The sequence below is a fragment of the Nocardia jiangxiensis NBRC 101359 genome (assembly GCF_000308615.1).
GTDB classification, from domain to species: domain Bacteria; phylum Actinomycetota; class Actinomycetes; order Mycobacteriales; family Mycobacteriaceae; genus Nocardia; species Nocardia jiangxiensis.
Window position 1 is genome coordinate 31767 of the sequence record NZ_BAGB01000075.1, and the last position, 16830, is coordinate 48596.

At 69.4% G+C, this 16830-nt stretch carries 2 protein-coding genes (1 of these 2 cut by a window edge); both read right to left on the minus strand.

Features of this window, described 5'->3' with window-relative positions; translation table 11 throughout:
* Entirely contained in the window at window positions 1–789 is a 789-nt protein-coding gene (locus tag ON40_RS48465) for a hypothetical protein (protein WP_051193842.1), read from the minus strand.
* A protein-coding gene (locus ON40_RS32175) for a C2 family cysteine protease (protein WP_157186498.1) crosses the window boundary here: on the minus strand, window positions 786–16830 show its 3' end. The gene runs 19187 nt beyond the window's last position; the window shows 16045 of its 35232 coding nt (coding positions 19188–35232); its start codon lies beyond the right edge, outside the window; it ends in the stop codon at window positions 786–788. The genes ON40_RS48465 and ON40_RS32175 overlap by 4 nt, the downstream gene beginning before the upstream one ends.

A 16830-nucleotide genomic window follows, 5' to 3' on the forward strand; every position in this document is an offset into this window, starting at 1 on the left:
TCAACGACCGGTCCTCGGCGCATCGGCGATCCGCCGCAACTCGGCCAGGCCCTGGGCCAGATCCTCGTCGCCCGGTCCGGCGACCCCGGACAACCGGTCCTCGGCGAAGGCGGTCAGGCGGCGCAGCGCCTCGGTGGCGGGTTGTCCGGCGCGGTGGGCGTCGCTCAGGCGCATCCACCACAGGCCCGCCGCGATCTCACCCGTGCGCCCGGCCGCCGGGCGGGGCAGATATCCGGCCGCATCATCGGTGACCGCGGCCCAGACATAGCCCACCACAACGGAATCCAGCCGGACCGGCAGATATCGGACCGGAGCGTCGGTCTCGGACGCGTAGTTCTCCAGCGGGGCGCTCACCAGCGGACCCCAGCCCTGCTCGCGGTCCACCGGTGTGCCGTCGGGATAGGTGCCGTCCTGGATCAGCGGGCCCTCGCCCAGCGGCGGTCCGTCCGGATTGAGCTGCTCCCACAGCCAGGCCAGGCTCGGCGATTCGACGGGACTGCTCTGCGCCGGAACGGTTCCGGCGACCGCGTCCTCGGGTGCGCCGATCCATCGCTCGATCGCGGCACGCGCGGTCAGCCCGGCCGCTGCCGACTCGTTCAGTCTCGCCTCCCAGGCGATCAGGCAGTCCAGATCGTCACCGGCCACGGCCAGCCGACGCTCGAAACCCGCGGCATGCTGGTCCGGGGACGCCCATACGCAGCCGATCACCTCACCGCGCCGGTGTACCGGCAGATAGACCACGGGTCGCCGCGTCCAGTGGTGGTAGCCGGGGGGTGTGCTGCTGGTCATGGGTACACGATATTCAGATGTACCCGGTCCTGCTCGACACCGTTGCGGAGGAGCATATTTCGCACCTCCCGGTAGAAGTCTTCGAAGGTGCCGCCGCGATGCCGTTCCAGCGCGATGCCGATCACGCTGGATCGCAGGCCGCCGAAACTGTCGTCGGGTGGTTCGGCGCCGAATCCGACACCGGCCAGGACCTGTTCGGATCCGGGCGGCACATCCCAGCCGAAGAACTCCGCGTGCGTATCCTGCACCGCCCGCAGCCACGTGACCACCCGATGCGCCGCGAGCAGATCGCGCACGTAGATGACGATGCCGTCGGCGCGCTGTTCGAGTGGACCGGCCACCTTCATCGCGTAGATACCGGGGAACCGATGCGGATCATCGACGATTTCGTGCACGATTCCCGCGGTCACCCGGGGACGCGCGGCGCCGGGCGTATTGACGTAGATCTTGAATCCGATGTCGCCGCCGCGCATTCCGTCCAGGTGGAGCTGCCGGTTGTACTGCACGAAGGGAACGTCCTGCGGGACCCACTCATCGATGTTCTCCTGGTCGAGCAGTCTCGCCACACCCGGCACGATGGCGGTGCGCGCACGACCGGCCGCACGGTCCTGGCGATCCTGCGGCACATGACCCTCGAGATTCCGCGTCGACCGGTCCCCGAGGATCCGCGCCAACGCATGGAGGTACTCGCGCGGATCCTCGGCCGGGTCTCCCGCGCCCCGCTGCCGGTACATGGTGTAGACATCGTCCGCATTGCCGATGACCGTGCGGCGATCCCAGATCTCCCGCAGGAATCCGTCCAGGCTCTCCAGCGACAACGCCGGCAGACGCACCCCGTTGCGCACATAGGTCTCTTCCCGCAGGGCGCGCAGGTCGTCGAAGGTCACCTCCGGCCATACCGGCAGCAGCGAGGCGTACAGCTGATCCAGGGTGCGCGGCCGATGGAACAGGTCCGGGAAAACCTGCAGGATGTGTTGCAGCGCCGCGCTCGACATGTACCCGGTCGGCCGCACGGCCGGGCGAGCAGTGGAGAACAAGTTGCCCTCGACCCAGCGACGGGGTTCGGCGGTGGGCTGCGCCTCGGTGTCCGAGCCGTCGAGACCGATGCGCGGCCCGTATCCGGGAACCGCCGAGGGCGGCTCCACCCGGGCGTGCAGCACGGTGACCCCGTCGGCGGCGGTTTCGACGGCGAAGATCCGGTAGTTCGTGCCACGCGCCAGGACGAGTTCCCGCTGACTCGGGAAGACGCCGTCGCCGCCGATGTAGACGCCTCTCGCGCCCGGCGGGACGATCAGCTCGATGCGGTATGCCTCATGGCTCGCGGCGGATGCGACCGATGTGGACAGGAAGCCGAGCTCGCGCTGCGGAACGTTGACGAGGTTGCCGTATCCGTCGGTCGCGAGGAAGCCGATGTCGTTGAGCCCCCGGATGATTCGGATCGGCTCGGTCAGCGGCAACCGGCGCGCGGTCGCCCGATCGAGCAGAGCGATCTGATGGCGGATCGTCTCCGGGGCGAGGCTTCGGCCGAAGTACCGGCGGTGGATCGCGGCGGCCTCGTCGAAGGTTTCGGCGTCCTGCTGGATCTGCTCCCATCGGGCCTCGGGCCGCGGATCGTGCAGGACGACGTTCAGCGCCTGCAATTCCCCGATCGCCTCGGCGGATCGGGACCTGTTGGCCAGCAGTTCGTTTCGCCGATGGAACAACGAGACGAGTTCGGGCGGATCGTCATGTGGTCCGGTCAGCGCATGCAGGATCTCGCTGCTCCAACGGAGCCGACCGACCCAGTTCGCGAGGTCGGCGTACGACATGTTCCGCCGGAGAACGGTGTTGATCAGGCCCGCTTCCTCATAGGCGTGCAGGGCGGCGCGCACCTGCCCGGGCTGCCGGTCCCAGTTGCGCAGGCGGCGGTGACCGAACGCGTCGCCCTGCTCGTCGGTGTAGAAGCGGCGAATGCCGTCGGCATCGACAACTCCCTCGTGGAAACCAGGGATGACGGACGGATTGCCCTGGTGCACAACGGGATGAGCCGGATAGCCGTGCGGGGTGAAGAACGCGGCGTGCGTGGCCGACAGCCCGCGCCGGGGTTGCGGCGGAAATGCATGCGCCACACCGAATCCGGGATCGACGACGTTGATCGCGCCGTACTCGTTGACCATCAGGTACGCGTGCGCCCCGATGCCGTTGCGGTCGGTGGTCGTGTACTCGTCCACGACGAGGGCGAGGTGACCGTGGCCGAGGGCCAGCAGATCACCGGCGATGTCGGCGTGGTCGACGACGGGCCGCAACCAGGCCCCGGCGGCGTGCTCGAGCTCCTCCCGGGTGACGCCGTTCAGGCCCGGGTGCACGGCGAGGAGCCGGACGACGGGACTGTTGGTGCGACGGTGCAGTTCAGCGATGGTCAGCGGACCGCAGAGGTTGGAATGCCCGTCGGACAGACCGATCCGAGCGCGCGATTCCACACTGGCGGGAATGTGCAGCGTACTGCCGTCGGACGCGCGGACGGTCGTCCCGCCGGAACTGCCGAGCGTGCGCGTGGTTTCGCTGCGGCCGTCCTGACGTGCGGGTGGCTCGACGATCCGGCTCGGCCGGTCGGCCGGGCGCCCGGCGACGTCGTGGACCGTCACCACGGACGAACCGATATGCGGCATGGCGGATTTCGCCGCGAAAAGGTGAATCTGCTGTGGCGCGGCGGCATTCGGCCCGGCCCGGTGCGCGTCGGCGAATGCGGACACCGCCGCGCCGAGCCGGTCGGGGGTGCGGTCGCGCGAATCGGTGAACATGCGAGGCAGCAGCCGGTGTGCGCTGCCCGAGTCCCACAGGCCGCGCAACGACTGCGGCAACAGCCGTCGCAGCCGGTTCCGGTCCGGGGTGGAGTCGACCCACACCACCGTCGCGGAATCCGGTTCTGTGCGAGCCGTTTTCGCCTGCCGGTGTGCTGCATCGGCGATCGCGGGCGTCATCGAGCCGATCGATGCGCCCGCGGGAGCGTGCCAGTACACCGTGCCCGCGGTGTCCACGTCACCGATCGCGATGGTCGCGTGACCGTGTCGCCCCTTGGCCTCCTGGTCGAAGGACAGCAGGTGCACCGGGGCGTCGTCGCCGCCGGACCGCTTGGCGGCGATGACGCTCTGCAGGCTCGCGGTATACAGTTCGGCGAGTGTGGATTTCAGGTTCCGCAGCCTGCGACGGTCGCCCGAGGACAGTGCCCCGCCGAGGGCGTCGAGCCGGGTGATCTCGAGCTGGATGTACTTGCGGTTCAGCGCGTCTCGTACCGACGCGGGTATGCCTTCGCCGTTGCGCAGTCCTGGGTGACCGGTGAGCAGCCCGGACTGGTAGGCAGGGGCGAGATCCTCGAAATGCAGGTTGTCCCACCAGGTCCGGCCCTGGTCCCGCCACCACGCCGCGCGATCCTGCGCCGAGAACCCGGCGTCGTCGAATCCGCGCGGCCGCTGCGGCGGGGTCAGCCGGTCGGCCGGTCCGCTCGGCGAGGGGTGGGCGAAGGTCTGCTCTCGCAGTGTCCGCTGGGTCCGGCCGACGGCCAATTCGCTTCGCCAGTAGTCCAGTTCGGCCCGCTGCCGGTCGAGATTCCAGCGCTGGATGCGTGCGACCTTGCTCGCCACGTGGTCGTCGTGTTCGGTGACCGCGTTCTGCGTGCGGGACAGGGCCTGCTCCATCGCCGCCAGCAGGACCCACCGCCGGGCGACCTCGGCGCGTTGGCGGTCCAGTTCGCCGGACCGATCGCGTGGCACGTTCTCGAAATCCTGCCGGGTGAACCGCTCGTCCAGCACGAGCCCCTGCCGGCGCAGCCAATCCAGGGCGAAGTCGTTGATCTCGGGTCGCGGCAGATAATGTCCGCTGCGGTCGCTCATGACGGTGAGCCGGCCGTCGCGCGCCTCGAACTCACCGGCGGCGGTGACGGTCCGCCCGCCGAGGAACGAGGAGTGGTGCCGCTCGCCGAATACCTGGTCACCGGCGTACAGGTTGCCGAATTCGTCCATCACGAACATCGCCCGGCCCGTCCCGCTGACGTGTGCGGAACGCATACTCCCGGTGTCGAACGGCAAGCCGTCGGCGGCTCGGAACAGTCTGCCGTCCCGGCCCACGAACAATCGGTACGACTCGAGCTCCTCGGGGCTCATATGCCCGACGGGGCTGTAGTACGGGACTCTCGGCAGAGCCTCGCGCGGCCGCATGGCCGGGGTGCGCGCGATGCTGGATCTGGCGGCGATCGGCCGGGTTTCGTCGATGTACTTCTTGTCCAGCGCCGCGCCGTCGAGCAGCGGGAGCTGAGGCGAGGCCAGCACCCGATCCAGGGGCGGCGGGATCTGCTCCTTCGGTATCGCCGCGCTCGCGGAAGCGGGCCGGTCCGGCGAGCGCGGCGCGTCGCGTTTCGTGAACAGCGCGCCCTCGGGGGTCACACCGATCTCGTAGTGCCCCTCGGGGGTTCGGCGCACGAACACCACCGGCCTGCCCGGGGCTCCGGTGATCTCGGACGAGCGGTCGTCCGGTGACACGCCGACCGCGTTCATGCCCAGGGCCATGACCGCGGCCGTCAGCGCTCGTTCCGCCTCGGCGGGTGTCGCATTCAGGTGGTCGGCGGGGTCCGCCGCGATGAGGTCGCGGGCCTGCGCCATGCGTCGGTCGAAGGCCCGCTGCCGCTGCTGTTCCCGTTCCCACTGCACATCGGTCGTCGATCCGCTCCGCCGCAGATCGTCGACCTCGCCACGGTGGTAGGCCTCGGCGCGCACCAGATCGGACAGATTCTCGTCCATGTGATCACGGACGGCCGCGCCGTCGGGCAGGCTCAGGATCCGGGCGAGGGCGGTGAACAGCGGGTCGTGATCGTCGGGTACCCGGGCCCAGTGCTGCGGCATGGTGGGTGTGCGGGAGAGGTCGGGTGCGGTACTTCCGTCGCCGTGGATCGCGATTCCGCCGAGGCGTGCGGTACTCGGCGTCTGCGCGCTGTGCCGTGGCCGCGGTTCCGGCGGTTGCACGGCGGACCGGGCGGCGACGTGGCCATCCCGCACCGGAACCGTCACCCCCAGCGGACCGTACAGGCCGAACGCACCGGCGCCACTCATACCGAGACGGCCGAACTTCGGCAGATGCGCGAAATCCACCGCGACGATGCCGCCGCGACGCGGGACGGTCGGATCGGGCGGGTCGATGCGGTCCGGATCACGGAGCCAGGCAGCGTCCGGGCTCGGCCGCCACCAGGGCTTACCGTTCCGCGCGGTGTAGAACTCGCGCCCGCCGGGCTCACGCCGGAATCGGCGGCCGTCCCGATATCGGTGGTGCTCGACGCCGTCCGTACTCCGGTGGTACCGCCCGTCCGGTCCGATGCCGTAGACCTCGCCGTTCGGATCATCCCGGTACTGGGCGCCGTCCGGGCCGATCCGGTAGACGGTCCCGTCGGGCTCGCGGCGGAACCGGAAACCGTTCTGCCCCAGGGTGAATCCGGATTCGTGCGGGATGAGCCGGTATTCGATGCCGGGCAGCGGCTCGGGCAGCTTCCCCTTGCCGTCGTGCGGATTCTCCAGCAGCAGCCCGGTGGGCGTGCCGGAGTCGTCGCGTTCGACGCCCAGCACCGCGTACGCGTGATCGCCCACCAAACCCGGTACGGCGGTGGCGTTCTCGGTCTCCTGTCCGAACGATCGCGTGGCGACGACGATCGTGGTGCCGCGGCGCAGCGCGAAGTCGATCCGATGACCGACCGTCCGGGCGAGGTGCCGATAGGGATCGGACAGCGTCCGCCCCTCGGCCGGTCCCTCGCGCACTTCGCGGTACACGTCGAGCAGGATGTTCTTCTCCGACTCCCAGCGTCCCGGGAACCGCTCCTCCAGGTATGCACGGAAACCGTTGGAGGACAACAAGTCCCTGGTCTCCATGAACTGCTTCCAGAGCGCGGTCCGGGCGTTGCGATCGGACGGGTGCGCGGCGCGCAACTCGTTCGAGAAGGCCGCGCGCAGCTGTTCGGTCCTGCGTTCCAGGTCGCCGTAGCTGTCGGCGGCCGCGCGGATGAATTCCGGGTCCGCGCCCTCGCCCAGCAGTTCTGCCAGATCGGCGGCATCCAGGCGCAGCGGATCGAGGAAGGACTCGTCATCGATATCGCGCACGGGCTGCGCGCGGCCGTCCTCGGACAGGTAGAACCCGGCGTGTAGATGTCGGGTGACGTCCAGGTCGCCACCCTCGGTCAGCTTCCGGTAGCCCTCGTCGCCACCCAGCCGATGCGCTACAGCCTTCTCGATCATGCTGGGCCACAACGGTTCTCCGGGGCCGTGGCCGATATAGCGCGCGGTCTCGGTGCCGGGCGCGAGGTAGATACTCTTCTCGACCCGGACCCATTCGTTCTTCCCGTCGACGCGCAACCGGACGCTGACGGTGCCGTCACCGTGATCGTGCAGCATGGCGCGAATCGCGTGCGGGTTGCGGTGGGCCATCGCCTTGAGCGGTGCGACCAGGTTGCAGTCCCCCACCGCACCCTGCCGTGCGTCCTCGGGGCGCGGCCCGTACGGGCCGAACAGATCCTCCGAATGCCGTTCGGCGAGTAGAGGTATCGGGTGCACGACGTCGTCGGGGACGTTGCGGATCGCGTACCACGCCGAATCCTCGGGGCTCTTGATCACGCGCCACAGCCCGGGGCCGTTCATGGCAGCCAGCGTGCTGCCGTAGGCGATGCTCACCCCCTTCTCCACGTTCCCGGCGCCGATGCCGAGTATCCGGATCTCACTCGGCACGTTCCAGCTCAGCGTGCCGCGAGTGGAGGATGCGTCGGGCACGAAGGTGAATCCGTCGGCCATGTCCACCGACACCCGCATATCCAGCTGTCCGGCCGGGCCGTCGAACCGGTAGTAGGGCCGTCCCGAGGACGGGACGACGAATTCGGCCTCCGCCTGTCCGGTGGTCGGCAACTGCGACATCTTGCCGACGAGATCGATGAGGGTGAGCACCGGACCGGTGTGCGGCTCGTAACCCGCGGAAATCGGTACGGGGACGACCGGGAGCAGTTGCCGCTTCCGTTCGGGGGTGAGGTTCTCCAGGCGCTCGTGCTCGGCCAGAACCGGCGGCTCGAGTCCGCTGCGGTCGTACTCGGTTCGCGGCGGGGCGGGAACATCTTTCGCGCCGAAGACGTCCGGCTGTTCCAGGGTCTGCTGCAAATCGCCGAAGTAGGTCTCATCGTCCTCGGGTTCGAAATCGGTTGCGGGCCGGGTGGATCCCGATGCCGCCGGATCGGTGTGCACGTCCGTCGCGGACGACGCGGTGTGCTCGACCCCAGCGGGCGAGGTGGCGAAACCCATCCGCGTCGTGACGGGGAAGTCGGACCCGTACAGGCCGTGGGCGCCCGCGCCGCTCAGTGCGAGCGTGTTGAACTTCGGCAGATGTTCGAGTCCGACCGCGAGCAGGCCGCCGCGCAGCGGGATGGTCGGATCCGGCGGGTCGATGCGGAACGGGTCGAGGAACCACGTCGTGCTGCCCGCCGGTCTGGTCCACTTGCCGCCGCTCGCGTCGGTCAAACGTCCACCGCCGCCGGGCAATTGCAGATATCGGGTGCCGTCGGGCAGCGTGGTGTGCTCGATGCCGTTCGGATCCCGCCGATATCGGATTCCGGTCGGGCCGTAGGCGAATCGGGTGCCGTCGGGATCCACGCGGTACCGGGTGCCGTCCGGCTCGCTGCCGTATTCGGTGAACGTGCCGTCGGCGTGGTGGACCCGGCGCGACCGCCCGCCGTCCGCGTTCGGCCGATACTCGTCCTCCCGGACGTCGAGGCGATATTCGAGGCCGGGGGCCGGGGCCACGGGACTCCGGTTGTTGTCGTGTGGGTTCTCCAGGACGAGTCCCACCGGCCGACCGCTCGCATCGCGCTCGACCCCGAGCACGGCGTAGTAGTGATTGCCGAGCAGCCCCGGCACCGCGCCGCGATTCGCGTACACCCCGCCGAACAGGTCCGTACCGAGCACCGCGACGGTGCCGCGCCGCAACGCGAAGTCGATCCGCTCCGCGGTGGCCCGTGCGAGCGCCCCGGCACGGGAACCGAACGTGCGACTCTCCGCCCCGGCGATGCGGAAATCGCCGTATGCCTCGCCGAAATACTGTGTCAGAGCGTCTTTTTCGACGTCCCACTGATCCGGGAACAGCTCGTCGAGGTAAGCGCGGAAACCCGGCGCCGAGTATCGGTCCTCGGTGCGCATGAACTGATCCCACGCGGCGTCGCGGGCGGCCGGATCCTGGTGGTTCCGGGAGATCTCCTCCCAGCGCGCGGTGCGCAGGCCGTCCGCGACGAGGTACCAGCCGTGCACGGTGTCGGCGATCTCGCGGGAGAATTCGATATCGACCTGCGGCGCAGCATGATTCGTCACATCCGAGCGCACACTCGAACGCAGCGCGTAGTCGGACACCAGCTCGTGCAGGGTGTCGACGTCGAATCCCAACGGGTTCAGGAAGTTCCAGTCGTCGACGTAGTGCACCGGTTGATGCACACCCCCGGCCCCGACGCGGTGGAAACCGCGGCCCAGGCGCGCGGCCGCCTCGGCGGACTGGACTCCGACGATCCCCTCGTATCCGTCCTCCTTACCGAAGCGATGCGCGAAGGCCTTCTCGATCAGGCTGGGCCACAGGGGTTCTCCGGGTTCGTGCGCGACGAAGGAGGCGGATTTCGTATTCGCGTCGACGGGCACCGTCATCAGATGGCGATCCCAGACCGGCACCTTGTCGACCATCAGGCGGACGCTGACGGTTCCGTCGCCGTGATCGTGCAGCATGTCCATGATCGCGTCCGGATCGTGTTCGGACAGCCATTTGAAGGGTGCGATCAGGCCGCAGTTGCCCAGGCCGCCCTGTCGCGCGTCCTGCGGCATCGGCCGACCCTGCGGCCCGTACAGGGGTGAGGTTCGCCGATCGGCGAACTGCGGCGGCTTGCCCACGACGTCGTCGGAGGCCCGGATGTGGGTCCAGCCCGCGACTCCGGGGCGTTTCACCGATCGACGCATTCCGGTTCCGGAACGCATCACCAGCGGCGCGCCGTGCGCCAGGGTCAGCGGAGCCCACTGCCCCTGATCGTCGCGGCCGAGGATGCGCAGGCGCGAGCCCGGCTGAGCACGCCAGTTCAGGTGGCCGGTGACGCCGCCGGGGTTATCGGGCTGGAAGGTGAAGTCCTGCGCCAGGTCGGCGGGGATGCGGTAGGTCGGGCCGTTGGTTCGGATGGTCTCGTAGTAGGCGGGGGCGTCGTGCGGTCGGTGCAGGGTCGCGCGCTCGGTGCCGATGGCGGGCAGCAGCGACGTCCTGCCGTTCTGGTCGACGATCGTCAACTTGTCGAAATGCCGGAACGGGACCGTCGCCCGCACCGGGACCACCGGGAACGACGTGGCGATCTGCTCCTCGGTCAGGTTCTCCAGGCGCTGGTCGGCGGGCAGCGGGCCGGGGCGCTCGAGCTGCGGATGTGCCAGGTCCGGGCGGCGCGGCTGCGGCGTGAGGTCGCCGGAAACCGGCTCGTCGAGCAGGTCGAGCAGGTCCGCGCCGAAGTAGGTGTCGCCGCCGGTCGGCTCGAATTCGGTTGTACCGGCGGCGGATTGCTGCTGCGACGACTGGGGGGCGGTGTTCGCGGCGGAGGTGTCCATCGTGGGACGAACGGTCGGCGGCGCCATCTGCGGTGCGGGAAGGCTTGTCGGCGAGGCTGTTTCGTGTGCTGTCGCAGCGGCCTGGGGCCCGTACAGCCCGTGGGCGCCCGGCCCGTCCATGCTGAGGCGGGTGAACTTGGGCAGATGTTCCAGTCCGACCGCGACGACCCCGCCCCCGAGCGGCGAGGCCATATCCGGTGGATCGTCGAATTCCGGAGCTGGCGAGAACTGGGTCTCGCCGGGACTCTTGCGGTAGGTGGTGCCGTACCAGTTGGTCCAGTACTCGGTGCCATCCGGCGTGCGCCGGAATTTCTTGCCGTCCGGATGGGTCCGGTACTCGGTGCGGTCCGGAGCCGTGCGGTGCCGGGTGCCGTCCTGGTCGAGCCGGTAGAACGTGCCGTCCGGATCGCGGCGGTCCTGGCTGCCGTCCGGATGGATGTGCGAGACCGTGCCGTCGGCTTCCTCCTGCCGCAGCGAACCCGCGCCGTCGGGGGTGTAGCCGGTTCCGCTGGGAGCCAGGCGATATTGAATGCCGCCGACCGGAGCGGGGTAGAGCTGGTTGTCGTCCCACGGGTTGTCCAGCAGCAGCCGCACCGGGGTGCCGGTCTCGTCCCGCTCGACCCCGAGCACGGTGTAGGAGTGCCCGCCGACGAGACCGGGAACCCTGGTGACATCTTCCGTGGTATCGCCGAACCGGTGTGTATCGATCGTCACGCCGGTGCGGCGGCGCAGCGCGAATTCGATCTGCTGGGCGACTCCCTGGGCCATCGGATGATTCCCGGCAATCCAGCGATCCTCGGGAAGGCCACTGTGCGCAGCGGCGAAATAGTCTCGCAGCAGGTCTTTTCCGGTCGCCGCACCCTCCGGGTACAGCTCGTCCAGATAGGTCCGGAAGCCCTGCGGTGAGCGCAGATCCTCGGTGCGCAGATACTCCTCGTACGCGGCGTCCCTGGCATCGTCGTCGTCCGGGTGGGCGGCCGACAGGTCCTGCCACTTCGACTCACGCCCGGCCAGATTCCGGCGGTTCCACTCGTCGTGGGTGCCGACGATCCGGCGCACGAACTCCGGATCCCCGTCCGGGCCGACCACATCGTGCAGGGTGTTGGCGTCGATCCGCAGCGGATGCAGGAAATCCTCGTCGTCGATGCTGCGCGCCGGCTGATCGAACCAGTCGCCCGCGCTGCGGTATGTGTGCGCGCCGAGCACTCCCGCCGCTATACCGGGGTGAATACCCTCGGTGAAGCCGTGGTAGCCGTCACCGTTGTTGAGCCGGACCGCATACGCCTTCTCGATCATGCTGGCCCACAACGGCTCTCCCAGCGCATGCTTGGCGAAGTACCCCGCGGTGGTGCCCGGAGTGAGGTAGATGCTCTTGTGGACACGAACCCATTCGAACGCGTCACCGATCCGGAATCGGACGCTGACGGTGCCGTCCCCGTGATCGTGCAGGATCTGCCGGAGGGACTGCGGATCGATTCTGGCCCTGGCGCGCAGGCCGGAGAGCAGACCACAGTCCCCGGCCCCGCCCTGGCGCGCGTCACGGGCCTGCGGTCCGGCCGGGCCGAACAGGTCCTCGCCGGTCCGGTCGGCCAGCGTCGGCAGCTCGGACAGCACCGTGTGCGGCGCGTTGATCCGAACCCATGCGCCCTGACCCGGATGGGTCACCCACCGCCACGGGCCGTCTCCCGGCCTGGCCACGAGCTTGTTGCCGAACGGCACCTGGAGGGTGAACCGCTGTCCGGCGCTGTCGTAGGCAGTGAACCGGACCTCGCCGCCGGGCGCGTCCCACTCGAGCCGGTCCGGCTGTCCGGCGGATCCGGGATGGAGGGTGAAACCGTCGGTCAGCGAGGCGGGGAGGCGGACGGTGCGGTCCGGGAGGCGGATCTCGTACTGTGCGCCGGTCGGCTCATCGATGTAGGTCGCCTCGGCGGTGAAGGTCGCCGGAAGTTCGTGCGTCACACCGGTTTCATCGACCAGGACCAGCAGATCGCCGCCGTCGTCCGCGGTCTGCCGGATCGGTTCGACCGGGACGCCGGGCACCGGCAGCAGCGTCTCGCGTTGTTGGTCGGTGAGGTTCTCGAAGCGTTCGTGCTCGGCGAGGGTGGGCGGTTCGAATCCGGTGCGGTCGAAGTGGGTGTGCGGTAATTCCGGGCCCGGCGTGCCGTGGAAGTCGACGCCGAGGACCTCGCCCAGGTAGCCGAGCAGGGTGTCCTCGGATTCCGCTGTCGCGGTCGTGGTTTCGGCGGGGCCGTAGAGACCGTGCGCGCCGGGACCGCTCACCGCGAGCGTGGTGAATTTCGGCAGGTGGATGAGGTCGACCGCGACCACGCCGCCGCGGCGGGGGAAGGTCGGGTCCGGGGGATCGGCGCGACGAGAGTCGGGCACCCATCCGGAACCGTTGGGCACCTTGCGGATTCGACGGCCGTCCACGGTCGTCCCGAATTCGTTCCCGTCGGGGGTGCGCCAGTACCGCGCGCCGTCCGGATAGGCGATGTGCAGGACGTCGTCCTGGGTGTGCGTGTAGTACCGGGTGCCGTCCGGGTCGAGGGTGTAGGCAGTGCCGTCCGGATCCCAGCGATGCTGGGTGCCGTTCGCACGGGTGCGGTATTCGGTGCCGTCGGGGGCCTTGCGGTAGCGCTCACCGGTGGTCCCGGCGGGCTCGGGATCGAGACGGTATTCGACGCCGCTGCCCGGGGCGGGACGCTTCGGATCCCGGTTGTGGTCCTGCGGATTCTCCAGCAGGAGCCGAACCGGTCTGCCGGTGTCGTCGCGTTCGACCGCGAGGACCGGGTACGCGTGCGAATCGAGCAGGCCGGGTACCGCGGTCGCACCCTCGATGCCGTCGCCGAATCGGTAGGTGCCCACCAGTACCGTGCTGTCGCGCCGCAGCGCGAAGTCGATCCGGGCGGCGATCGCCTGGGCTGCGACGTCGTGGTTCGACCGCAACGATCGCTGGTCGGCGTCGCCGCCGTATACGCCGCTGAAATACCGTGTCAGAGCATCTTTTTCAGCGTTCCAGCGGTTCGGGTGGTCGCTCAGGGCCCGGTCGAGGTAGGCGCGGAACCGCTCGGCCGTCTGATGGGGGTACCGACCGTTCGCATGGGGGTATTCCGCCGCGAGGTAGCGGGTCCACTCCTCGTCCAGCGCGGCCTGGTCCGCCGGTGAGCCGCTCGGGTGGCGGTCGGTGAGTTCGTGCCACATCGCCGCGCGCCGCGTCTCGCGGTCCCGCTCCCAGGCGTCGTAGCTCTCGGCGAGTTCCCGGGCGAACTGGGGATCCGCGCCGGGAAGTTTCTCGCGCACCAGGTCGTGCAGGGTGTCCACATCGAATCGCAAGGGGTGCAAGAAGACTCGGTCGTCAACGCTGCGGACGGGCTGCCGGGATGCGCCGTCCCCGGTGCGCAGCCCGTCGATGCCCAGGCGTTCGGCCGAGGCGACGGTGTCCTTCGCCGCGAGTTCGTAGCCGTGATATCCGTTGCCGTCGTTGAACCGGAGTGCGTACGCCTTCTCGATCATTGCCGCCCACAACGGTTCTCCCGGTTCGTGACCGGCGAAATACCCGCTGTCGCTGCCGCGCCGCGCGTAGACGGACTTCTCCACGCGAACCCATTCCGGTGTGCCGCCGACATCGAAGCGCACGCTCGCCGTGCCATCCCCGTTGTCGTGCACGATCTTCCGGATCGCCGCCGGGTTGCGGGCGGCCAGATGTTTGAGGCGGCCGATCAGGATACAATCACCGGCCCGGCCCTGCCGCGCGTCCTCCGGTCGGGCACCGTTCGGCCCGAACAGCGGATCATGGTGCCGCGCAACGAGTTCGGGCGCTCTCGCAAACAGCCCGGCGGGCGCGGTGACCTCGACCGGCGCCGAATCTCCCGGACGTTTCACCGACCACGAGGACTCGCCCGAACGAGTGACCACGACCGGACTGTCGTGCCGCACACCGAGCCTGGTGACCTGGCCGTGCTCATCGGACCCCAGGAAGCGAACCTCGCCGCCCGGCACGTTCCACCGCAACCTGCCCAGCGTCCGGGAACCCCGCGGCGACCGGTAGGTGAAGGTCTCCGAGTCGATGAATTCGCTGGGGACCACCATGGCCGGTTCACCCGTGAGGTGAATCTCGTAGTACTGCCGCCCGGCGAGTTCGACCGGTCTGGCGGGCACCCGTCCGTCCGAGTCGGCCGGAAGCGTCCGGGTCTGCCCGTCCCGGTCGACGAACGTGATCGCCTCGCCGTCACGATCGGCCCGAAGCCGACGCAGGGTTATCGGGACGCCCGGCATCGGCAGCAGCTCCCGCTTCCGCTGCGGCGAAAGCTGTTCGTGGCCTTCGGCATCGAGGAGTCGATCGGCGGCGAGCAGGGGCGGCGGAGTCGATTCGGTGCGGTCGACATGCGACCGAGCCTGGGTGCCGCCGAACTCCGTGCCGAGAATGTCCAGCAGGTCGTGCCCGAAATAACTCTCGCCCTCCCCCGGCTCGAACGACGCCGCACGGGTGGATTCGGCTGCCGACGTGGACTCAGCGAGAGGCTGCCGGTCCTGCCCGATACCCGGCCCGTCGTCGGTCTCATCCGCGTCACCCGCATGCCGCGTGGGACCGACCGGCATCCCGTCCGCGCCGTAGAGGACCGCACGCACGCTCGCCAGATCTCGTTGTGGCAGCGGCGGGAACTGGTGTCGCACACCGATTCCCGGATCGACGACGGAGACGACCCCCTCATCGTCGACCAGCAGATACGCGTGCGCACCGACACCGTGTTCATCGGTGGTGGTGTAGGTGTCCACGACCAGAGCGGTGGCGCCGGAGCCGAGGCGATCGAGTTCCCGGGCCACGGCAGCATGGTCCGCGAACGATCGCAGGGGTGCACCGGCGTGGCTTTCGAGCTCGGCTCGAGTGACACCGCCGAGTCCGACCGGGCCGTCGAACAACGTGACAACAGGACTTCCGGTGCGACGCTTCAGTTCCGCAACGGCCAGGGGAGCGCAGTTGTTCCGCGACGCACCCGGACCGGTGTGCGGCGGTGCGGTCACGCCGGTGCCGCCGATCCGCGAATTCGACGCCTGCGCATCATGCTGCACGGGCGCGTGCGCGGCGCTTCCATCCCCTTGTACGGCCCCGGCCCTCCCGGCTGCCGCCAGGAGGTTCCGCGCCCCGCGGCCCGGCCGCGAGAATTCCCCGGCAGCCGCATCCGGGCGAGCGACCGCGCGGGTCGGTTCAGCCCGCGGCGGATTCACCACCGACGGCGAACCGGCCGCATGCCCCGACACCCCCGTGTGCGATCCATCCAGCGCTGCCGCGCCCCGGGCGACGGGCTGCGCGTACATGGTGACCACGGACGAATCCAGATGCGGTGCAGCATGTTCGGCCATCGATGCCGGGGCGTACAGGTTCACCCGCCGCAACCCGCCCTCGCCGATGCCGGACCGGCGCGCGTCGACGAACGCGGAGACCTCGGCGGCGAGACGCCCCGGTCCCTCCTGCACCGGGGCGGAGAACACACCGGGCAGCAGGCGTGCGGGCAGGTGAGTGGCCCGACTCTCGTCGTCGCCGATTCGGACCAGCATCGCATGGCCGGGCTGTCCGGCACGAGTGCGCGACGCATCCGGTTGTACGACAAGGGATATCGCGTGATTCAGCGGTTCGGTCGAATTCTGTGTCCGAGCGTCCCAGTGCACGGTGGCCGCGGCGTGCACCGGGCCGATACCGATGGTCGCGGTGCGCTGATGCCCCGATATGTCCTGTTCGAACGACAGCAGGTGCACCTCGGGCGGCTGCACACCCGCCTCGCGGGCGGTGAACGCGGCCTCGAGATCCACGGCGTGCAGATCAGCCAGGGTGTTGCGTAGGTTCCGCAGTCGACGGCGCTCGGCCCAGGACAGCGACCGGGCATCGGCGAGTGCGGTCAGGCGGGCGATCTCGAGCTGGACATACTTGCGGTTCAGCGTGTCCCGAACGGCTGCGGGAATGCCGTCGGCGTCGCGCAGCTCCGGGTGATCGGTGAGCAGGCCGAGTTGGTATTCCGGCGCGAGATCCCCGAAATGCAGGTTGTCCCACCAGGTTCGGCCGTGCTCGCGCCACCAGCGCGCCCGGTCCCGCACGTTCGGCTCGATACCGTCTCGACTGCCGGGCAGCTGTGGCGGAACGATGCGATCATGCGATCCGGCGCTCTCGGGGTGCGCGAATGTACTGTCCTGCCAGGACGTTCGGATGGTTCCACCGGCCAGCTCCGCACGCCACGCGTCGAGGTCGGTCTGCTGTTCGGTCACCGTCGCGCGGATGGCCTGCACCGCCTGGCGCACCGTATCGCCCTGCACCGCACCGGGTTTCGCGAGAGTGTCCTCCCACCGGGAAACCGCGTGCTTCGTCGCATCGAGCAGGATCTGCTGACGGTCCAGGTGAGCGCGCTGGCGTTGAGGTTCGTCGAAGCGATCCCGC

Coding starts and splice junctions, on each gene's coding strand:
- ON40_RS48465 (WP_051193842.1), bottom strand. CDS start 789: ATGACCAGCAGCACACCCCCCGGCTACCACCACTGGACGCGGCGACCC.